The sequence below is a fragment of the Sphingobium sp. VMM genome, assembly GCF_056790315.1.
Genome location: NZ_JBXGSI010000029.1, coordinates 26415 through 46927, shown reverse-complemented (window position 1 = coordinate 46927; position 20513 = coordinate 26415). Strand labels below are relative to the sequence as shown.

Sequence of the window (20513 nt, the reverse complement as noted above, 5' to 3'; positions counted from 1 at the left end):
ATGATCTCGATCCCCCTTTTTGCCGTCGCGGCCTGCTGGTGGGCCCGAACAGAGGTGCTGTCGTGCGCAGCGGTGATGGCATCCATCATCCGGTCCCAGACGCCAGCCTTTCGCCATCGCACGAAGCGGTTATAGCAGATGGTGCGCGGCCCATAGCGCTCGGGAAGATCGCGCCACGGAGCACCGGATCGCAGCACCCAGAAAATGCCGTTCAGGACGCGTCGGTCGTCAACACGCGGAACGCCTCTGGGCTTGTTGGGCAGCAGCGGCTCGATCACGCGCCACTCAAAATCGGTTAGGTCATATCGGCTCATGCCGCCGCTGAATCACAAGTCGAAGCGAGACAAAACCCATTATGTGCTATCCGGCGTGTATCCAGGTCAAAGGCAGTGTTGAAATGAGCGAGTGGCGAGATGTTCACGTTGGCTTTGAGGGCGACGGTGTGAAAATCAGCGGCATTGCAGTCTGGCAGCAAAATTGGCGACGCACTGGGGAAGAAGCCATTCAACTCCCTCATCCAAGCTACCAGCATCAGCGCCATCGGTTCGATATTTACGAGGTCGGGCCTACAGATAGCCTAATCCGCTTCGCGGCTGGCGAACTCTCCAACGGTGTATGGGGCTTCTACATCCCAGCCTGAATCGCGTTTATGGGTTCACGACCTAACACACACTCTGCGCTGCTCATCAATGGAAGCGGCGGCACGGTAGGGCATTCCTCGATGTGATTCTGTGGCCGGTCAAAACCGACGCCCGACTTGAGACAGAGGCAGGCCCGAGACGAATACGCGGTCTTGCGGTATCCAACCCGCGCATCACAGTCTGATCAACCGTCGTCCAACGCCGCCGCTTCCTACCATGCGCAGCGCTACAAACCCTCGCCGCCATTGCGAGCGGAAATCGTGTCCCGAGGGGTTCTCTAATCGCCAAGGTCAAGTGTTGATTTCTCAGCGATCCATCCTGCGTGCCGGGCTCTTGGGTTCTCTCCGCGGTCACCGCGTCGGGTGCCGCATGTTTGCGTTCCAGTTCGGGGGATCGAAGTGGTGTGCGCGGTCATTGCCGCTAACCCGGGAGCGATCTCACCCTCGCCGCGCGTCCCGGCTGGACGCATTCCGTTGTGCTGATGATCAGTGTCGTTTCGGTTGCGATCTATGCCATCGCTGGCTCCCGGAAGGGCGTGTTAGTGCGCCACATCGCATGCAATGTTACAGCAAGTTTCCGCGCCAGAGCCACCTTGGCTTTTCGGGTTCCTGTCCTTTCGGCGATAGCTTTGGACCAGTTGCGTAAGCGTGGGCCACCAAGGTCCCGACAGACGATCGCGTTCGCCGCCTCAAATAGGCATTTCCGCGTGAACCTATCTCCGCGTTTCGAGATGCGACCGTTCCGGCTACACCCACCGTGTCGCTATCGCGAACAGCCGTCTCGTCAGCATGGTCGATGCTACCGTCACCTTCCGTTGGCGCGACTATCGGCATGGCAATGCCCAAAAGCATATGGCTTTGACCGCAGACGAGTTTATCCGCCGGTTCCTGCTCCACACTCTGCCCGACCGCTTCCATCGCATCCGTCATTACGGTTTTCTTGCCAACGGATGTCGTCGTACCCTATAGCGCGACGATCTGGATGAGAGGCCTCTCATCCTGTTTGTCGCGCGGCAACTGCCGCCAAGGCCTTCTCGGCGGTGCGGCGTGGCTCCAGGAGGCTTGGGAAGTAACTGCCTTTTCGAAGCTTCGGGATCGCCAGATCAATCCGGCCAGCTCGCGTATCCCAACCGCGCTCGCGGTAGCCGTTGCGGTGGTTCAGCCGTTCCGGGCTGCGTGATCCGCAAGGCACGCCCGTCTTAGCCTCGATCTCCAGATCCATCATGCGCTCTGCGGCGAATGCCAGCATCTCACCCACCAAATCGCTATCAGCCCCTTGCTCAATCAGCTCGACAAGGGCCATTCTGTCATCGGTCATCGTCTTCTCCAGGTTCGAGTTCGCATCCGAACCCTACCAGAAGATCGACGGTGGCCACCCTCTCAGGGAAACCTTCCTACACCACTTAACGTAATCGCCACACTCGACCTCCGCTTCGTTGCGGTAGGAGGACATTGCCGCTTCGGCGCTCGGCCGGAGTCGAACGTGGAGGACATTGCCGCTCTCGATGGCAAAATTCAGGCCGTAGCCAAACAGCATGGTACGGTACGTCTTTTGATGACAGCACCGGGAGTCGGACCGATCACCGCGATGGCGGTAACTGCAGCGTTCGACGACGCCGAACGCTTCAACCGATCTTCCAGCGCGGGCGCTTATCTCGGTCTGACGCCAAGGCGCTACGAATCTGGCGAAATCAGCCGGAACGGGCGCATCTCGAAAAGCGGTGACAGGTTCGCTCGGAAATGCCTGTACGAAGCGGCGAATGCGATCTTGTCTCGAAAGCTTGGCGGCCCTCGCCTGCGTGAGTGGGCACAGGCGATCGCCGGCCGAACCGGGCCTCGCAAAGCGAAAGTCGCGCTGGCCAGGAAGCTGGCGGTAACATTGCACGCAATGTGGTGTACCAATACGGCCTTCCGGGAGGCCGCTATGGCCTGACCTAAATCCGAAACAATACGCTGAACTCAAGCGCGACAGAACGCGTCCTCCTGGGACGCTTAGCGAGGGTGAAATCGTTCCCGCGAGTGCGGCACGGACCGCGCACACCACTTAGATTCACCCTACTTTGAACGCTAACATGCGGCGTCCAGCGCGACGACCGCGGAGAGAACCCTGGAGCCCACCACGCGCGTGACGAACCGCATAAGAGATCAGCTGTTGACAGTGGCGATTAGGGAACCTCGCGGGACACGACCCACCCTAATCAACGAATAACCACATGATTATGAGTAATGGATACTGGGACGGTTGCGCCTGAGCGAACGTTTTGATAAATCATCAGGGCTTCATGACATCTGCGAAGGTTTCCCGTTGGGAGATTTATCGCGTGCCCAAGGTTAACTTTCGCCTCGACGAGTCGCTGCACTCAACATTGATGCGACGCGCGCGTGGCGCGAACCTCTCTCTGTCAGGATTTATCCGTCAGGCGCTGGAACAGGCGGTCGACGAGCGCAAGCGCTACGTCTTCTCCTCGCAAGATGAAATCCTCGCCACCTCCATCCAGATACTCTCGATCCTGGCGACCTCCGTGGGCCAGCAGTCGCCGAAGGCCCTCGAACAAGGCATGGCCCAGGCGCGATCCATACTTCTGGAGCGCGGCCTCCTCGGGGAGGCGGATCGCCCATGAGCATTTTCCGGAACGATACGCTGGGATCGTGGACGCGGGGCGGGCAAGCGATCGTCCACAATGTCCGCATGACCACTCAGGTCTTCTACCAGACCATGCTGGCCGGGTTGATCATCTGGATCATCGGCACGCTTTGGTATGCCTTCGAAAAATCGACGGAATATGAGCGCTTCGTGCTGGTCAAGCTCGCGGAGGCGATGATCAAGGTCGACGCAGCGGGCGGCCCCAACGATCCGGTCCAGTTTCGCACGCCGACAGGCCAATCCTACTGGACGTCCGCGGACTGGTTGGCCGCTTCGACCCTGGCAAAGAAGACGCTGCACCAGTTCGAGATCTATCTTCTGCACGGCGCTCTTCTATCCGGGCTCTTCACCCTCGCCATGCTCGGATGGGCCTGGTTCTACTTCACGCGGACGGGCAGGGGCCTTGGCTCCAACGAATATCTGCGCGGCGCCCGCTTCGGTACCATCAGGCAAGTGAAGCGCGCACTCTGGCGGCAAGGCAAGGGACCGTTGATCGTAGGCAATGTCCCGGTCCCGGAAGCCTTCGAACCCGAACATATCCTTCTGTGCGGGGCGCCGGGGACAGGCAAGACCAACCTCATCAACGGCATGCTCGATGGCATTCGCAAGTCGGGAAGGCGAGCGATCGTCTATGACACGGCGGGTACTTTCGTCGAGAAATTCTATCGCCAAGGCACGGACATGCTGCTCAATCCGCTCGACCAGCGCACGGCGCGCTGGTCGCCCTGGGTCGATGTGCCGCGCGACTATCATTATGATCAGATCGCCGAGTCGACGATCCCCGACAAGCATGGCGATCCATTCTGGGCCAAGGCCGCGCGAGGCACCCTAGTCGCGGTCATGCGCAAGGTCGCGCGGCAGAAGCACACCTATGTCTCGGTGCTGCTCGACCGGCTGCTACGCTCCAAACTCAAGGATCTCGCCGCTTTCGTGTCCGGGACGGATGCAGCAGCCTTTATCAGCACCGAAGGTGAAAGGACGTCGGCAGGCATTCAAGCGGAACTCGCGTCGGTCATGCGCAGCTTCGGGTATCTCGACGATACCGAAGATGGCTTTTCGATCCGCGACTGGGTGGAGAAGGGGCAGGAAGGGAGCTGGCTCTTCATCACCGTCAAGGCAGATCAGTTGCCGTCGTTGCGGCCCCTGATCACCGTCTGGCTCGATATCGCGATCAGCGCGATCATGAGCCTCACGCCCGACCGCGATCGCCGCCTCTATTGCGTGATCGACGAGCTGCCGACGCTCCAGAAGCTGCCGTCACTGTCCGACTTCCTTGCCCGGGCCCGCAAATATGGCGGCTGCGGCATATTGGGGTTCCAGTCCTATCCCCAGCTTGAAGCCACTTACGGCATTCAGGATGCCGCTGCCATCACCGGCTACTGTTCCACATGGGTAGCGTTACGGGCCAACGATACCGCGACGGCCAAACATGTGTCGGAGAATCTGGGTCAGGTCGAGCAGGTCGAGGCCAATGAGGGCATGTCCTATGGCGTCAACGACATGCGTGATGGCGTCAACCTCTCGCGGATGCAGGTGACGCGGCCGCTGGTGATGCCGACCGAAGTCACCAACCTGCCCAACCTGGTCGGATTTCTGCGCTTCGGCCGCAATCTGCCGGTTGTCCGCTTCGACAGCCGTTTCAACGAAATTCCTTCACTCGGCCCCGCCTTTCTCGAGCGTACGGAGTCCCCCATTCAGATCGATAAGGCGAAGAAGCTCGTCCGGATCGCTCACGCCGAAGCGCGCGTCCGAGAGGTGATCGAGCGGGAAGCGGCGCAAACACCGCCGCCGCCCGCGAAACCGCCGGCCAGTTCCCCAGACGAGCCGCCGAGCGGTGAACAACCGCCGCAATCTCCGCCGCAGCAACGGGACCTGTTCCAGCCGCCTGAGCCGCACGTCGATGCGCAGCGGGTTGAAGACATCCTGTTGAACGAGGAGGACGCTGACCTTCCGGTTCCGCCCCGGCTCGCCTGGACGATCCTGGCGGGCAAGCAGGGCGAAATCCGCTCCGACCTGGTGCAACATGAGCGGGACGATGGTCCGCGCGAACCGTCGCGACCGGCATGATCCAGCCGCAACGTCTCCACGGCAAGCCCGCCAATATCGCCCGATATTATACGGTTGGCGACTATTATACCAAGGGCGGCAACGAGCCGTCCGAATGGGGTGGCAAACTTGCTGCCGACCTCGGCCTTTCCGGTCCCGTCGACGCCAGGCAGTTTCGTGACCTGCTTGCCGGCAAAGTCGGCGATCAGCAACTGGGGCGACACCGCACTGACGGGCAAATTCAGCATCATCCCGGCTGGGACTTTGCCGTCAATGCCCCGAAATCCGTATCCATCATGGCGCTGGTGGCAGGGGATGAGCGAGTGCTCGCCGCGCATGAACATGCTGTCACAGCTGCCATCACCTATCTGGAGGAACAGGCACAACTTCGCCGCCGCGAGGAAGGCAAGATCGTTCATGAGACCACGGGGCGCATTCTCGTCACGCGCTTCACCGAGCATGGCAGCCGGGAACTCGACCCGCACCTCCATACCCATCTGGTCGTTCTCAACATGACCAATCGCCAGGATGGCGACCCGATGGCGAGCCTGGAAAGTCGCGTCATGTATGGTGAGCAGCGCGTCGCCGGGCAGATCTATCGCAATGCGCTCGCCTTCAGCCTCCGCGAGGCTGGTTATGAGGTCGAGTTCGATCCTCGCACTGGCTTATTCGAGATACGGGGCGTGCCCAAGGAGCTCATCGAGCGCTTCTCGCAGCGCGCAGAGGCGATCGAGGAGCATGCCCGGGAACATGGCCTGGTCGGCCAAAAGGCCCAGCGCGCCTCCTTCTATGCCACCCGCAAGGCCAAGGTGAAGATCGGCGCGCAAGAACTTACTGTACAATGGCATGAACGGACTGGCGACCAACTCGACACGCTTGATAAAATCGCTGCCGTTGCACGCGAACGGGAGGGGCAACATTCTCCCCCTACCGAACGCACGGCTTCACGCGCTGCCCTTTTCGGCCTGCGGCAACTCGAAACCGCCGAAGCCGTCAACAATCTCGGCGATATCCTGCGCACGGGGCTCGCAGCCCATGTCGGGGAAATGCGGCTGGAGGATCTGCGTCCTCGGGTCGCGATGCATGAACTCATGCGAAAACTGCTGCCGACCCACGAGCAAACGGGCGACAGGGTACTCACGCATGGACGCACCACCCGCAAGTCATGGCGGCTGGAACTGGCGCTTACCCAACATATTGCACTTGGCCTCGACGACGCCCGGCCGATCGCGTCGGGCGACCGGCTCTTGGCCGTGCTGGAAAAGACGACACTCAATGCGGAGCAGCAGCGGGCCCTGGTCGAGACCGCTATGTCACGGGATCGCGTCACCGGAATCCACGGCGTTGCCGGTTCGGGCAAATCGACACTGGTGCGGGTATTGGGCGAAGCGGCGGAACCAGGAACGACGCTGATAGCATTGGCGCCCACATCATCGGCGGCTGCGGAACTGGGGCAAAAGGCCAGTATCGAGGCGCACACGGTCGCCAGCTTTGTAGCGCGTGGCGGCCATGGCATAACGGATCGCCATGTGCTCGTGCTCGACGAGGCCGGTCAGCTTGGCAACCGTCAGGCTAGAAGGCTGCTCGAGATCAGCCGGATAACCGGAGCAAGGCTCCTGTTCCTTGGTGACGAGAAGCAGACCGGCGCCATCGAACAAGGCAAGCCCTTCTGGCTGATGCGCCGGCTGGGATTGCCGGTGGTGGAACTGACCGAGGCGGTTCGCCAGGAAACCCGTACGATCAAAGAAGCGGTCGCTCAGGCGAGGGCCGGCAATTTCGAGCAGTCGCTCAAGAATCTCGACAGCGTGACGACCGTCACCGACAATGAGGCCATGGCCGCGATGGTGGTCAACGCCTGGGTGAGGCTCAAGCCCGACTCCCGTGCGGGCACCAACATCCTCGTGCTCGACAACGCCACGCGCCTCATCGTCAACAGCAAGATCCGCGAAGCGCTCAGGAACGAGAATGGGTTGGCAGCCGAAGACAGCAGGCTCTCGATCCTTGCCCCGGCAGGCTTCACCGATATCGAAAAACATATGGGCCGCTTCTACGGAGCAGGGCAGGTGGTGCGCTTCGACCGCGACATCGCTGGTCTCGGCGTTGCCCGGCACACGGACTATCGCGTCGTAGGGCTCGGACGGGAGCCCAACGGCCGGCAGGTCGTGCGCCTTGTCGATGAACAGGGTCGCATCATCCGCTGGGATCCGCAGACGACACGGGCCCGGCACATCAATGTCTTCAACCCCGAAGAGCGTGATCTGGCCGAGGGGGATCGTATCCAGTGGCGACTGGTCAATCGCGATCTCGATCTGCGCAACGCCGAGCGCGGCACGGTCGAAAAGCTGGACGGCGACCTCGCCACCATACGATGGGACCGGGACGGCCGTGTACAGCAGGTCAACCTGACAGAGCACAAGACCTGGGACCATGGCTATGCCGAGACGGTATATTCCTCCCAGTCGAAGACCTATCCGCGGGTCTTCCTGCTGGCGCCCGTGGACTCGCCGCTGGTTAGTGCCCAGAACTTCTACACTGCCATTACGCGCGCCAAGTACGGCGTCAGGCTCTGGACGAACAACGTCAAGGAACTTGTCGCCAAGCTGGAGCGACAGTCGGGTGAGAAGACCTCCTCCACCGAGGGCCTTGGACGCATGGACCAGGACCGCGTCGGCCCGTTCACGAACCGGCAGCGCGCGCGCCTGGCAACGCTGAAGGCCGAACAGGAAAAGGACCGGGCGTCGCGTGGAGATCGCGCCCTTGAAAGGCAATTGTCTCGCCGGGATCGCGGACCGCAAGGGACAGCAGAGTATATCGCGGAAGGCGCCCGAAGCGTCGCGCAGGTCCTCTACCGGTTTCTCGAGGGTATTCTCGATCGTGCTCGCACCCGGATCGAGCCCCCGGCGACGCATGCTGAACGGCAGTCGCCATCCCCCGCACCTCAACCCGAACCCTCCCACGGTCCCGAACGATAGAGGCTCGTCCCATGCTCCTCATCCTGCTCGCTGTCGCGTTGATGCTCCTGGCCCTTGTCCTGCACCGCTTTCACGTGCCCTTGCGGCATCGCTGGCGTCGCAGGCAGGCAAGGTTCATGGTGCAGCAACTGCGCCGCCGTGATCGCCTGCAACCGCCCCAGCTCCTCTACGCCCGGCTAAGAAGCATGGATCCGCTCGCCTTTGAGGAATTGCTGCTCGAAAGTTTGGAGCGTCGTGGTTTCAGGGTCATCAGAAACCATCGCTACACTGGCGATGGCGGCATTGATGGAAAGGTGATGATCGACGGCGCTCTGTGGCTCATCCAGGCCAAGCGCTATGCAACGGCCATCCGGCCCGAACATGTCAGCGCCTTCAATGCGCTGTGCCGGGCCAGCAACTGTCGCGGCCTTTTCATCCATACCGGCCGAACAGGGCCGCAGAGCCGAGAATCCATCGGTAACAGCAGCCACGTCGAGATCCTATCCGGGCGGAGGCTGCTTGCCCTGGTGACAGGCGGCCCGATAGCAGTGGCTGAAGTACCAGGCCGTGCCGTGCTTCCCGCGAAATCTCATCGAGCCACGCCGTGGCGGGCACGGTGATGTGGCGCCTTCTCTCGAGCACGACATGGGCAGTCACTGCCTTGCTGGCAGCATCGCCGGAACGGGCCATGGCCGCGCCCGAAAAAGTGCAGGAGGAACAGCGTATAGCTACCTGCATCCGTCACGCGTCGATGGGTCATGCGTGGCTGGAGAAGACGCTTTGGGGCCTGCGAGACCAGGAAGCAGGCTGGATCGGAGCTGAAGTCCGCAATAGCAATGGCTCGCATGATCTTGGCCCCTTGCAGATCAACAGCTGGTGGGTGCCGCGCATCGCCGCGCAAGTCGGGCACTCCGAATTGCAGGTACGACATTGGCTGCGCTTCGATCCCTGCTTCAACGCCGAAGCTGCGCGATGGATCTTTCTCTCCGGCCTACGAGCGGCGAAAGATTACTGGGCGGCAATTGGCCTTTATCACAGTCCGACTACTTGGCGGCAGCGCAGATATTCAGGTTCGGTCGCACGTCGGATGAAAATTCGCTTTGGCGAGAGCGTCTTTCACGAGCCGATGCGGACACATAATTAACGCTGGAAACATTGGCCAGCTACATCGCTGCGAGCGTGAAGGAATAGCTATAGTAGTGGGCTGCGGCGCCCGAGGGTGCCATGTCGCGGTGGCGCACGAGCAGAAGATAGCGACCGGCATCCGGCGAGGTAACGGTGAACTTGCCCGACGCATTGGTGTGGAGGTCGGCCGCCACTTTCTTTCCATCATAGAACCCGGCTTCCTGGAACAACCTCACGTCGGCGTTGGCCAGCCCCTTGCCGCTGTACAGGACCTTAATCGTGAAGGGCTGCGCTGTAGTGATCGATGTCGCGTTGCAAAGCGGATCGAATTTTGAACGCTGTGCCCCGCATATTTTAAGGCAGCAGCGCCGGCATCCTCCAGCCGTTCACCCTAGCGCCATGGCCCACTCCGGTTGCGAGGCACAAACAAGGACGGTTAAGCGGACTTCTACAATTTATTCAGATTGCGACTTCTAGAGAATGGCGACGTCGGCAGTTGTAGTTCCCCGCAAACACCGCTGCCGACATTGGAGACGAACTCGAGTATCGGTCCCGGTTTAATCCCTCCCCCGCAACCACCGATACCGACAAACCAGATTTTTCACTGGTTTGTCGGTCTCTGTTAGATCGCCCTCCCGCAACCATACACATACAGACCAAGCCGTCTCGGATCATCCCGGGGCGGTTTTTTTTATGCCTTTTTTGACGGATTTGCGCCGTTTCTTGGGGATGCAGCGCCGCCCATCGGATCGCGCCTGATACCAGGACGTCGATTTGCTTTTGGGGGTGTTTTGGAGGGTAATGCCTTTGCCCAGCAGGAGATACCCCCTATGCCGCTCAAGGAACTCGAGGTTCGCTACGCCAGTCGGCGCTCCAAGGATTACAAGCTTGGCGATGGCGGTGGTCTCTATCTGCTCGTCCGTCCGACTGGCTCGCGCCTCTGGCGCATGAAATATCGGTTCGACGGCAAGGAGAAGCTGCTCTCGTTCGGTCGCTACCCTGAGGTCACTCTTGCTGAGGCGCGGCTCCGCCGCGCTGAGGCCAAGCTGGCTCTTGCGCGGGGCGAGGATCCCGGTCCCAAGTCTCCCTCGCCTGTGACGAGCTTTGAGGCGGCTGCACGGGCCTGGCATGGTAACCGGGCGAGCGGGCTGGAGCCGGGGCATGCGGAGCGCATCCTGTCGCGTCTGGAGCGCGATGTGTTCCCCTCGCTCGGGCAGCGCGATCTCAAGGACATCACTGCAGGCGATGTGCTGACGATGTTGCGGGCGGTCGAGGCGCGCGGCGCGCTCGATGTCAGCCGCCGGCTGCGCCAGCACGTAAGCCAGGTTTATCTCTTTGCCATCCCGCAGGGCTGGGCCACCCATGATCCGGCTGCTGGCCTCGCCACCTTGCTGCGGCCAAAACCTCGGGTGCGGCATATGGCGCGGGTTGGGGCAGGGGAGTTGCCTGCGCTTGTTCGGGCGATCGACGCCTATGATGGTGATGAGAATCCCCGGCGGCGTGCGGTCACGCGCGATGCGCTCTTGTTCACGCTGCTGACCTGGGCGCGGACCAATGAAACCCGCTATGCGACATGGGACGAGTTCGAGGGGCTGGATGGCCCTGATCCCATCTGGCGGGTGCCGGCTGAGCGGATGAAGATGGGGCGGGAGCATATCGTGCCGTTGTCGCGGCAGGTCGTCGCCTTGCTCGAGAGCGTGCGGGTTTACAGCCGGGGCCCCTATGTCTTTGCCGGCGACAAGCCTGCGCTACCCATATCGCAGAACACGATGATCTATGGTTGCTACCGTATGGGTTATCGTGGGCGTCAGACGGTGCATGGGTTCCGCGGCCTTGCCTCGACCTGGGCCAATGAAGCGGAATGCTATCGGCCAGACTGGATCGAGGTGGCGCTGGCCCATGCCGATCGTGATGATGTGCGTGGGGCCTATAACAGCGCCCTCTACCTGACGCCGCGTCGGCGGATGCTGCAGGCATGGGCTGATCATGTGCTGGGCATGATCGTGGCGCCGCAGGAGGCACTGGTTGCGTGATTGCAGGCGAATGCGGGGGGCGGCTCTGCCGTTCCCCGCAATCTATCCTCAGGCCGGTTCGGCGACCTTCGTCTTGCGCGGGGTGCGGGCTGGCTTTGCGGGGGCAGAGGCTTCCGCGCGCGGCTTGCGGCCGAGGCCGATCTTGTGCGCCAGTGCCTTGCGCTGCGCAGCATAGTTGGGTGCGACCATCGGATAATCCGCAGGCAAGCCCCACTTGGCCCGATAGTCCGCCGGGGTCATCTGATAATGGGTCATCAGGTGACGCTTGAGCATCTTGAGCTTCTTCCCGTCTTCCAGGCAGACAATATAATCCGGCTTGATCGACGCGCGCACCGAAACCGCAGGCTCGGGCTTCACTTCTTCTGCAACCGCAGGTTCGCCCAGGCTAGCGAGTGCGCCATGCACATTGGCGATCAGGGAAGGAAGATCATTGATCCCAACACTGTTGTTGCTGACATGGGCAGCGGCAATATCGGCGGTGAGCGTGATGAGCGTTTCTTCAGCGGACATTTTTATTCCTTCTTCATGGCGACCAGTTATTTTTGCTAAATGGCAAAAGGAGGACCAGATTACCAGTGTGTGTTCGATGAACTATTGATCATGTTCGATCGCCTGTTTTAGAGAATATTTATGCTCGCTCGGCATCCTTGAACGATGCGGCAGAAATCTTCACTCATCATTGGCGCCCTCGTGATCGGTGCTGCAGGTGGCGTGGTTCTCCGCGACCCTACACCGGCCGCGCGGTCGGAAGCGCCTTTCTGGTCATATCGGAACTGTAGCGAAGCCCGTGCAGCAGGGGATGCGCAGCTCCATCGCGATCAACCAGGCTATGGCGCGCACTTGGACCGCGATGGCGACGGCGTCGCATGCGAGCCCTATACCGGGCGCTAAGCGGTCGGACGGCTCACGACCCTTTGCTGCCGTTCAGCCGTCGGATTTGACTTCCCAATAGCGGAAGGGCCGCTTTTCCTTACATAGCTACACTCGCGAGACAGGCATCGAGCCATAGCCGCAATGCCTTCCGCTATTATTCCCTCCCGAGGAGCAGATCAGGAATTATTGAAACGTGGTCGTTATTGCCCGTTACCGTTAGCGGCTCTGTCACCTCAACTCATCAATGCTGCAAGGTTGCCGACGAGATCAACTCTGCGGAACGGCTTGGTCAGTCGTGGCAGGTCAGGCGCAATTCCTTCGCTTTCGGCATATCCCGAGATGATGAGAACGGGCAGTGACTGGTTCTTTTGCCTGATCACGCGCGCCAGTTCGGAGCCGGTCATGCCAGGCATAAGATGATCGGTGACAACCAGATTGGGCGCTACGTCTTTATCAAGCAGAGCGAGGGCAGCTTCGGCGGACACCGCTTCTACCACCTGGTAACCAAGTTCTGACAGCATATCGGCGGTACTGACCCGCACGACGTCCTCATCGTCGACGAGCAGCACAAGGCCGCGCTGTTCTGGCAGTTCCAGGTTGGCGGGTTCCGATGCGACAACGGGGATATCGCTGCTTGTCGGTAGCCATAGCGTTATCTTACTGCCCACATGCGGGTGACTCTCAAGGTGTAACGCACCACCAAGTTGCGAGGCGAGGCCATGGACCATCGACAGGCCTAGGCCCGTGCCTTTACCCACCCCCTTAGTCGAGAAGAATGGCTCGACCGCACGAGCGAGAACATCCTCGGACATGCCGACGCCATTATCTTGAACAGCCAGGCGCACATAACTGCCGGGTTTCAACTCCATTGGGGCGTCATCATTGCTCCCCAGAGACGCCTCGATGCGCAACGTCCCACCTTCCGGCATGGCGTCGCGCGCATTCACGGCGAGGTTCAGCAAGGCCATTTCGAGCTGGTTGGGATCGGCCATTGCCGGCGGCAGATCATCAGCTACGAACGTCTCGATCTGCACCCGCGGGCCAACGGTGCTGCTGATCAGATCCCGCATTCCCTCGACCAATTGAACGACATCGACAGCACTTGCCTGCAGGGGCTGCCGCCTGGCAAAAGCCAGCAGCCGTTGTACCAATACACGGGCGCGCTCGGCCGACGACGCCGCGCCTTCGATCAACCTCTGCTCACGCTCGCCGCCCAACTTCTTGCGTTTCAGCAGATCGAGCACGCCAACGATCGGCGTCAGCAGATTATTGAAGTCATGCGCAACGCCACCCGTCAATTGACCCATTGCATCCATCTTCTGGGCCTGACGCAACTCGTCTTGCGCTATCGCTAACTCCGCCTGCGCGCGAAGCCGGGCGCTGATGTCACGGGCATGATGGAACGCCCCGGTGACCTTGCCGTCGGCATCCCGCAGAGGGGAATAATGGATTTCCCATCGTGGCGCGTGGATCGCGGGGTTGCCGAAAGCTTCCTCGATCGTGAAGGATTCACCGGTGAGCGCCCGCGCCATCTGCGCGCGCATTATTGGTCGCTGCTCTGGAACGAAGAGATCGCAGAACACGTCACCGATCTTCGTGTAGAAGCCATTCACACGGTAGAATTCGTCATTATGAGCCTTGTTGAAGGCGATCAGGCGAAAATCGGTGTCGAACGCGCAAATCGCGGTGTCGTCCGACTGGATAATGTCTTCATGAAGCCGGAGTGCCGCCGAGCGCTCTTCGATCCGCTGTTCGAGCGTCGCGTTGATATCGCGTAATGCTGCTTCGTTAGCCATTCGTTCGGCTTCGAGCTTGCGGCGGGTCAGCACCATTTCCGTAAAGTCGACGCACACGTCGATCATGCCTCTGATCGTGCCGCTTTCATCCCGAAGGGGACTGTAGGAAAAGCTCCACCAGGTGTCTTCAGGATAGCCTTTCCGCGTCATCACCAGATGATGATTGTCGAGGCGAACGGTTTCGCCAGCGAGTGCCCGACGCAGGAGCGGCTCGATGTCGGGCCAGACGTCGCTCCAGACGATATCGATCGCCTTGCCCATAGCGGCAGGATGGCGCGCCGCGAGGATGGGGGCATAAGCGTCATTGTAGAGGAAGGTCAGTTCAGGTCCCCAGGTCAGGCACATGGCGTGACCGTTGGCGAGCATCAGGCTGACGATCGTACGCAGAGACTGTGGCCATGCATCCATCGGCCCGAGCGGCGTTCCCGACCAGTCGATGCCGCGTATGATGGCGCCGGTCTCGCCGCCTCCGTCCAGAAAATCCCCTGAAGCCGTCACAGCGACATTCGGCTCGCGCCCCTCGTTCCTACAGTCTGCCTCAAAACACCGGATGCGCGATTTTGTTCGCGGACCTCGGCGCCGTCAGGACGGACAGCCATTTTCACAGGACTAACCTTCCATTGCCTGAACCGCCTGGATCCGCGTGGCGAGCGATGTCGCGCTGACGGGTTTCCGCACCATGGGGACCTGTTTGAAACGATCCGGCATGTTAACGGTATCGCCATAGCCGGTAACGAAAAGGAAAGGCACGTGAGATGCCTGAAGAAGATCGGCGATGTCAGCGGACGTTTCGTCCCCAAGGTTGAAATCGAGGATCGCGAATTGGGGAAGCGCCACGCCGATCTCCGTGCGTGCCTGTGCCACATTAGCCGCCAGCCTTACCGTAGCGGCGCCGAGCTTTCGCAACGTGTCCTCGGTGTCCATGGCGATGAGCGCCTGATCCTCGACTAGCAGTATGTCGGCTCCGCCCAGCACATCACGAGTGCGGACGACGGGTGCCGCCCTGTCCGCCGCGACCGACGCGCTTGCCACAAGATGGCCCCCGGGAATGCGCAACTCTGCCCGTAATCCTGCGGGATCGTAATCGACTCTGGCCGACCCGCCAAGATCGTAGGTCATCGTGGTCTGGATAAGCTTGCTGCCAAAGCCAGACCGGGTTGGAGCGACGACACTGGGTCCGCCTTCTTCAACCCATTGAAGAACGCAATCTCCTTCCACTGAGATCTGCCAGGTCAGCTTCAGCTGGCCTCCCGTCACGGACAGCGCACCATATTTGGCTGCATTCGTCATCAACTCGTGAAGAACCAGAGCGACGACCCCGAAGCTGCGATCCGACAATCCGATTGCCGGCCCTTCCGCGGTGACGCGATCGGCTTCGCCGCCATATCGGTGCAGGCTCGCTTCGGCAGCGATCAGCGTCGCAAGATCGCCGCCACTCCCGGTCTGCAGCGATTGATCATGGGCGAAGGCGAGCGCACGAAGGCGCCCCTCCATCGCGGACGCATAATCCTCGACGCTGGCAGCCGTCGCACCGGTCTGGCGGGCGATGGACTTCACCAGCGACAGGATGTTCTTCACACGGTGATTGAGTTCGTCGTTTAACACGCGACGCCGATGTTCGGTGCGCTCACGTTCTTCCGATGTCGCTTCATTATATCGCAGCACGACGTCGCGCAGATAGACGCGGATCGCTTCGGCGACCGCCAATTCGCGTTCGACCCACGGCTTGGACTGTCCCCGCACATCTTCGCGCCAAGTGTCGAAACTTCCCCGCGGACTGAGGCGATCCCCGGAGGGTCCGCTCACGATTTGCTTGACCGGTTCACCTGCCCACTCGACGGCGAAGGCTTCCTCGCTGCGGAACAGCACCAGATAGTCGCGCGACATGGACGAAATGGGAATCGCCAGAAGACCGGCCACCTCAGTCCCATATTCGCCTGACAAGCCGTCGATCGAACGAAGGTCGGCGGTCGACCAGACATTGCCGTCCGCGGTCTCCCTCAACACTCCGATGAGGTCGATGGCTTCCTGGCCGGAAGGCGCGCGCCCGATGGCGTTCCACCCACCATTCACTGAAATGCCGGCGCCATTGCTTTCGACGAGGGCGGAGAGATCGCCCAGATGGCGGGTCACTGCAACATCCACCGGTTCGCCCGGTTCGACATCGGCGACGATCTGGTCGAGTTGCGCGCGCGCTTCGTTCGTTGCGACCAGGGCGGCCCTCCGCTCGGCCAACGCGATCTGCATTGAGAAATATTGGCCGAAAAGTTCAGCGCCGATGCGTAGCGGCATCGGAATGACCTTGGGCGAGTCATGATGGCAGGAAATCAGGCCCCATAATTCGCCATCGACCACGACGGAGATCGACAGAGAAGCTGCGACGCCCATATTTTTGAGATATTCGCAGTGGATGGGTGACACGCTGCGCAACTGCGCGAACGACATGTCGACCGGCTCCTCATTGGCGCGCAACGGAGGCTCGAGCGGTACCGGCTGGAAATTGACGTCGCCGATCATGCGGATGGTATTTTCAAGGTACAGCCGACGCGCCTGGTAGGGGATATCGGATGCCGGGAAATGCTGCCCCATGAAGCTGTTGAGCTTATTAGCCTTCGCTTCGGCGATGACCCGTCCCGCGCCGTTATGCAGAAACTGATAGACCATGACACGATCATAACCGAGCATCGCACGAATAAGGCGCGCGCCGGTAGTTGCGATCGTGTCGACGCTGTTTTCTAGGCCGATCCTGCGCACCAGGCTCTGCGTCATATCGAGCGCATCCTTGGCCGCACTCGCATCGACCGAGGTGGGTTCGATCTCGACGAACAGGCGGCCGCGATGCTGATGCGTCAGCGCATCGACTGGAAGGTCGAGGTTCGGCAGTTTGAGGCCCAGAAGCACGCCGGCAAGGTGGGAACTGCCGACCTTCGCCACCGCATTGCGCAGGTCGTGAGCGGCGTCGGCGCCGAGCACTTCGGCCAGGGAAAGGCCCAGAAGACTGGAGTTACGCTTGCCGAGCAAATCTTCCGCGGTTTCAGAAGCGAATAATATTTCAGCCGATACCGGGTCGCAAACCAGCATGGCACCATGCGGCTGGATGCTGCCGGGAATGTGGATGGGTTCGCGATCGCAATTTGTCAGATCAACGGTCATAAACGCGCAGGCTAATCCTTGGGAAGGGTGTCCCACGCCTATAGGCATTGCGCCCGAGTGTCGATCATCTCCGGCTTGATTCTCGTAAACTATGCCGCCAGCTCAGGTGGGCGATTATGCCTGTTCTTGGCACTTATCGGCTATTTGCCTGGCGCGCATCCCGCAGGACCCGGGACAGCTCGTCAACGGAATAGGGTTTGTGCAACAGAGCGAACCCATGGCGCGCATCATCGGCCAGTACATGACTATACCCACTTGTCAGCACGATCGTCAGGTCTGGCCAGCGTTCGCGAACCTGTCTGGCCAGCTCAACGCCATCGATCCCGGGCATGATCACGTCTGAGAAGAGGATATCGATGTCGCGATGCTCGCGCTCCAATATGGCGAGCGCCTCTCGCGCATTGGCGGCGCGGCGGGTCGTGAAGCCAAGATCGCCCAGCAATTGGGAGGCGAATTCGCCGACCTGATCATTATCTTCCACGACAAGGATACTGGCCTCGGTCGCGATGACCTTCTCGACTGGGAAAACCGCCTCCATAGCCCCCGCCTTGCAGCGTGGAAGATAGAGGCTAAAGGTCGTGCCCTGGCCCAGTTGGCTGTCGACGTCGATTTCGCCCCCCGATTGCTTGGTGAAGCCGTAAACCTGGCTCAGGCCGAGCCCCGTGCCCTTGCCAACTTCCTTCGTTGTGAAGAAAGGCTCGAAGATATGATCGAGCTGATCGCTGGCCATTCCCGAGCCTGTGTCGGTCACGCACACTTTGACGAAATCGCCTTTCGCAGCCGCATGGCCCCGCCGCGCGGGAATATATCCAGCTGCCTCGATCGCGATCGTAATGCGTCCCTCGCCGCTCATGGCATCACGCGCATTGACCGCCATATTGACAAGCGCTGTTTCGAACTGGCTCGCATCGACCTCCACGAAGCAGGACGAGCACACCGGGTCGACGGTCAAGGCGATCCGCGATCCAACGACGGTTCGCAACATGTCCGCCACACTGGCGACCTTGTCTGCGGCATTGAATATTTCGGGCTTGAGCGCCTGGCGGCGTGCAAAGGCGAGAAGCTGACTGGTCAGTTTGGCGGCGCGATCGGCGGTTTCCGCGATGGCATCGATATATTTCTTCTGCTTGTCACGCGGCAATTCACGGCGGGCAAGAAGCTCGGCCGAGGACCGAATGATCGTCAGCAGATTGTTGAAATCATGCGCGACGCCGCCGGTCAACTGGCCGATGGCCTCCATTTTTTGCAATTGTCGAACCTGATCCTCCGACGCCATCAGTTCTCGGGATCGCTCCTCGACCCGTACCTCCAGCGTCTCGGCGAGTTGGCGCAACTGTTCTTCTGCGATCGTGCGTTCCAGGATGTCGGCCGCCTGCCGGGCCACAATGTCGAGCATGCGTAGGTCGCGGTCGGACGGTTGGTGCGGTTCGCGCCAATGGTTGGAAATCATGCCCAGCAGCTTGCCGTTGCGCGAGAGCAGTGGCGTGGTCTGCGCCGAACGGATGCCGGCGGCGCGAAACGCCTCCAGATCAGATGTGCCTGCGATATCGTCCCACGCTTCAAAATCGGGCACGATCGCGCGCTGCCCGAATTTCAGTGCGAGCGTGCAACTGCTATAAGCCTCAGGGCTGACCCATTGCCAGAAACCGACCGCCTCCGGAGGCAAGCCGCGATGGGCTAGAAGTTGCAATTCTCCCTCGTGGCCGGAGGGGTCTCCGGTCGGGCACAGCAGTTGCATCGTGCCGAATTGCGATCCCGTGATCGCCACCGCCGCCTCAACGATCTTGCCGTACAGCTCGAAGCGATCCTGCTCATTGATGAGGGCAACGCTGATCCGATGCAGCAAGTCGATGTCGCAAGGCTCGCTATCTGACGCGGGAGTCAGGCCATCGAGGGCCATGAGTTGCGGACCTTGTCGCGGGTTCGTCATGAAATTGCCCCTTTGCCGGCGAAAGCGAAAATCGTCGGACTGTGCGCGCACAATTCCTTCGGAGCGCAGAAGTTCCGTGGCTACGGACTTTCTGCAATTCTTGATCGTGCCTGCGAGTACAGTCGACCCTTTGCGGTCGCTCAGCCGTCGATTTCCGATGCCCAGATGCGGTCAGTCTGCTTTCTTTGGTCGCCCTGCAACGCGCAGCTCCACGATTACTTGCCGTCCAATCTTATGGTCCGTTCCGGCCATTTATACCGCAAGGCCTCGACTAACAGCGAGAAGGCGAGCGATGGCTGCGTGACCGTCGGGTAATAGAGATAGAAGCCCGGGAATGGCAGGCTCCACTCGTCGAGTACGATTTCAAGCCTGCCGGCTTGCAGATGTGCTTCCGCCAGATCCTGCGGGATGAAGGCGAGGCCCAGTCCTGCAACGGCTGCGCCGAGGCAGGAATAGCTGTTGTTGAAGATTAGCTGCCCGCCGACTTGCACCTTGATCTCCGCTTCGCCCTCCCGCTGCAATTCCCAGGCGTAGAGCCGTCCGGAGGTCTGGCGCAGCCCGATACAATTGTGCGACTGAAGATCAGACGGGCTTTCAGGCCGACCATAACGCTCGAAGTAGTCTGGCGAGCCGACGGCGACCATGCGGGCGTCTGGCCCGATGCGTACCGCGATCATATCCTTTGCCAGGGTTTCGCCGTAGCGGACGCCCGCATCATAGCGCTCACTGATGATGTCGATCAGGCCGTAATCGGTGATCATCTCGACCTGAACTTCAGGATAAGCCCTCATGAAGTCGGCCAGTTTCGGCAGGAGGAGCTCGTTGATCGCATGGTCCGACGCGCTGACGCGGATTTTACCGGTAGGCCTGTCTCGCACTTCGTTGACCGCGGCCAGTTCAGCCTCGATCCCGTCCAGATAAGGACTGACCTTCTGGAGCAGCCGCTCGCCGATCTCGGTCGGCGCCACGCTGCGGGTCGTACGGACGAGCAGTTGAACCCCTAGCCGATCCTCCAGCTTCCTGACGATTTGGCTGATTGCGGACTGGGAGAGTCCGAGCTTACCTGCCGCTTTGGTGAAGCCGCGCTCGCGCGCCACTGCCACGAAAGCGGTGATGTCGCTCAACGTGTCTCGCGCCATTAATTACGATCCCTACTGATTGTCAGAAGACTTATGTATCTAATAATAGATCGGCGCACGGGCTAGATAGCGGAGTAGAAATTCATCCGAAAACTACGAGGTAGACCATGCCGGCATCCGGCAAAATTGGGATCGTGCCAGCTTGGGGCGCGGTGATCGCAATGGCGCTGTGCGCCACGATAC

The 20513-nt window shown here is 60.6% G+C and carries 16 protein-coding genes and 2 pseudogenes; 10 read left to right on the top strand and 8 right to left on the bottom strand.

The features are described 5' to 3' along the window. Positions 1–314 (bottom strand): IS5 family transposase (locus ACUCV3_RS25230; protein WP_482241325.1); only part of this gene is annotated, 314 nt, incomplete at its 3' end. A gap of 83 nt (positions 315–397) precedes the next feature. On the opposite strand from ACUCV3_RS25230, the gene ACUCV3_RS25225 reads away from it, so the two are divergent. Together ACUCV3_RS25225 and ACUCV3_RS25220 are read left to right on the top strand one after the other, a co-directional pair. Continuing rightward, positions 398–640 carry a hypothetical protein gene (locus ACUCV3_RS25225; protein ID WP_137405232.1) on the top strand — a complete coding sequence of 81 codons (243 nt, stop codon included), beginning with the start codon at positions 398–400 and terminating at the stop codon, positions 638–640. A 741-nt stretch (positions 641–1381) separates the two neighbouring features. After that, positions 1382–1597, top strand: a pseudogene (locus ACUCV3_RS25220) (transposase); the annotation flags it as partial. Positions 1598–1655: 58 nt separating this feature from the next. Here the strand turns inward: ACUCV3_RS25220 and ACUCV3_RS25215 are convergent. After that, positions 1656–1958: pseudogene (locus ACUCV3_RS25215) on the bottom strand (transposase); the annotation flags it as partial. 165 nt (positions 1959–2123) lie between these two features. Between ACUCV3_RS25215 and ACUCV3_RS25210 the strand changes: the two are divergent. From ACUCV3_RS25210 to ACUCV3_RS25185, 6 genes are all read left to right on the top strand, one after another. Further along, positions 2124–2573 (top strand): IS110 family transposase, encoded by a 450-nt coding sequence (locus tag ACUCV3_RS25210; protein WP_052076585.1) that lies wholly within the window; start codon positions 2124–2126, stop codon positions 2571–2573. 349 nt (positions 2574–2922) lie between these two features. Continuing rightward, positions 2923–3261 carry a CopG family transcriptional regulator gene (locus ACUCV3_RS25205; RefSeq protein WP_223178292.1) on the top strand — a complete coding sequence of 113 codons (339 nt, stop codon included), beginning with the start codon at positions 2923–2925 and terminating at the stop codon, positions 3259–3261. After that, positions 3258–5351: a type IV secretion system DNA-binding domain-containing protein gene (locus ACUCV3_RS25200; RefSeq protein WP_037508573.1), complete on the top strand. Its 2094-nt coding sequence runs from the start codon at positions 3258–3260 to the stop codon at positions 5349–5351. Before ACUCV3_RS25205 ends, ACUCV3_RS25200 begins: the two co-directional genes overlap by 4 nt. After that, the gene (mobF, locus tag ACUCV3_RS25195; RefSeq protein WP_037508570.1) at positions 5348–8302 is read left to right on the top strand and encodes a MobF family relaxase; all 2955 of its coding nucleotides are present in this window, start codon (positions 5348–5350) and stop codon (positions 8300–8302) included. The genes ACUCV3_RS25200 and mobF overlap by 4 nt, the downstream gene beginning before the upstream one ends. Positions 8303–8313: 11 nt before the next feature. Next, positions 8314–8901: a restriction endonuclease gene (locus ACUCV3_RS25190; RefSeq protein ID WP_052076584.1), complete on the top strand. Its 588-nt coding sequence runs from the start codon at positions 8314–8316 to the stop codon at positions 8899–8901. A gap of 68 nt (positions 8902–8969) precedes the next feature. Beyond that, the gene (locus tag ACUCV3_RS25185) at positions 8970–9425 is read left to right on the top strand and encodes a lytic transglycosylase domain-containing protein (RefSeq protein WP_230588527.1); all 456 of its coding nucleotides are present in this window, start codon (positions 8970–8972) and stop codon (positions 9423–9425) included. Positions 9426–9444: 19 nt separating this feature from the next. On the opposite strand, the gene ACUCV3_RS25180 is transcribed toward ACUCV3_RS25185, so the two are convergent. Continuing rightward, positions 9445–9759, bottom strand: a complete 315-nt coding sequence (locus tag ACUCV3_RS25180; RefSeq protein WP_080726995.1) for a DUF4198 domain-containing protein — start codon at positions 9757–9759, stop codon at positions 9445–9447. 477 nt (positions 9760–10236) lie between these two features. On the opposite strand from ACUCV3_RS25180, the gene ACUCV3_RS25175 reads away from it, so the two are divergent. Continuing rightward, positions 10237–11439 carry a tyrosine-type recombinase/integrase gene (locus ACUCV3_RS25175; RefSeq protein ID WP_048938506.1) on the top strand — a complete coding sequence of 401 codons (1203 nt, stop codon included), beginning with the start codon at positions 10237–10239 and terminating at the stop codon, positions 11437–11439. Between the two features lie 48 nt (positions 11440–11487). Here the strand turns inward: ACUCV3_RS25175 and ACUCV3_RS25170 are convergent, their stop codons facing one another. Next, positions 11488–11949 carry a Ros/MucR family transcriptional regulator gene (locus tag ACUCV3_RS25170; RefSeq protein WP_482241324.1) on the bottom strand — a complete coding sequence of 154 codons (462 nt, stop codon included), beginning with the start codon at positions 11947–11949 and terminating at the stop codon, positions 11488–11490. Positions 11950–12093: 144 nt separating this feature from the next. Between ACUCV3_RS25170 and ACUCV3_RS25165 the strand changes: the two genes are divergently transcribed. Further along, on the top strand, positions 12094–12330 hold the full coding sequence (locus tag ACUCV3_RS25165; RefSeq protein ID WP_080993643.1) for an excalibur calcium-binding domain-containing protein: 237 nt from the start codon (positions 12094–12096) through the stop codon (positions 12328–12330). Positions 12331–12545: 215 nt separating this feature from the next. Here the strand turns inward: ACUCV3_RS25165 and ACUCV3_RS25160 are convergent, their stop codons facing one another. The 4 genes from ACUCV3_RS25160 to ACUCV3_RS25145 form a co-directional block, all read right to left on the bottom strand. Next, positions 12546–14606, bottom strand: coding sequence for a hybrid sensor histidine kinase/response regulator (locus tag ACUCV3_RS25160; RefSeq protein ID WP_482241323.1), 2061 nt, complete (start codon positions 14604–14606; stop codon positions 12546–12548). Positions 14607–14717: 111 nt separating this feature from the next. After that, a complete protein-coding gene (locus ACUCV3_RS25155; protein ID WP_482241322.1) occupies positions 14718–17261 on the bottom strand; it encodes an HWE histidine kinase domain-containing protein in 2544 nt (847 codons plus the stop codon). A 133-nt stretch (positions 17262–17394) separates the two neighbouring features. After that, positions 17395–19191 carry a GAF domain-containing hybrid sensor histidine kinase/response regulator gene (locus ACUCV3_RS25150; protein WP_482241321.1) on the bottom strand — a complete coding sequence of 599 codons (1797 nt, stop codon included), beginning with the start codon at positions 19189–19191 and terminating at the stop codon, positions 17395–17397. A 215-nt stretch (positions 19192–19406) separates the two neighbouring features. Then, positions 19407–20330, bottom strand: a complete 924-nt coding sequence (locus ACUCV3_RS25145) for a LysR family transcriptional regulator (protein WP_010337043.1) — start codon at positions 20328–20330, stop codon at positions 19407–19409. Positions 20331–20513 lie beyond the last annotated feature (183 nt).

What these genes read in the sequence shown, in the direction of transcription:
- ACUCV3_RS25175 (WP_048938506.1), top strand. Translation starts at nt 10,237, where the DNA reads ATGCCGCTCAAGGAACTCGAGGTTCGCTACGCCAGTCGGCGCTCCAAG.
- ACUCV3_RS25145 (WP_010337043.1), bottom strand. Translation starts at nt 20,330, where the DNA reads ATGGCGCGAGACACGTTGAGCGACATCACCGCTTTCGTGGCAGTGGCG.
- ACUCV3_RS25150 (WP_482241321.1), bottom strand. Translation starts at nt 19,191, where the DNA reads ATGACGAACCCGCGACAAGGTCCGCAACTCATGGCCCTCGATGGCCTG.
- ACUCV3_RS25155 (WP_482241322.1), bottom strand. Translation starts at nt 17,261, where the DNA reads ATGACCGTTGATCTGACAAATTGCGATCGCGAACCCATCCACATTCCC.
- ACUCV3_RS25205 (WP_223178292.1), top strand. Translation starts at nt 2,923, where the DNA reads ATGACATCTGCGAAGGTTTCCCGTTGGGAGATTTATCGCGTGCCCAAG.
- ACUCV3_RS25200 (WP_037508573.1), top strand. Translation starts at nt 3,258, where the DNA reads ATGAGCATTTTCCGGAACGATACGCTGGGATCGTGGACGCGGGGCGGG.
- ACUCV3_RS25225 (WP_137405232.1), top strand. Translation starts at nt 398, where the DNA reads ATGAGCGAGTGGCGAGATGTTCACGTTGGCTTTGAGGGCGACGGTGTG.
- ACUCV3_RS25165 (WP_080993643.1), top strand. Translation starts at nt 12,094, where the DNA reads ATGCGGCAGAAATCTTCACTCATCATTGGCGCCCTCGTGATCGGTGCT.
- mobF (WP_037508570.1), top strand. Translation starts at nt 5,348, where the DNA reads ATGATCCAGCCGCAACGTCTCCACGGCAAGCCCGCCAATATCGCCCGA.
- ACUCV3_RS25185 (WP_230588527.1), top strand. Translation starts at nt 8,970, where the DNA reads ATGGCCGCGCCCGAAAAAGTGCAGGAGGAACAGCGTATAGCTACCTGC.
- ACUCV3_RS25170 (WP_482241324.1), bottom strand. Translation starts at nt 11,949, where the DNA reads ATGTCCGCTGAAGAAACGCTCATCACGCTCACCGCCGATATTGCCGCT.
- ACUCV3_RS25190 (WP_052076584.1), top strand. Translation starts at nt 8,314, where the DNA reads ATGCTCCTCATCCTGCTCGCTGTCGCGTTGATGCTCCTGGCCCTTGTC.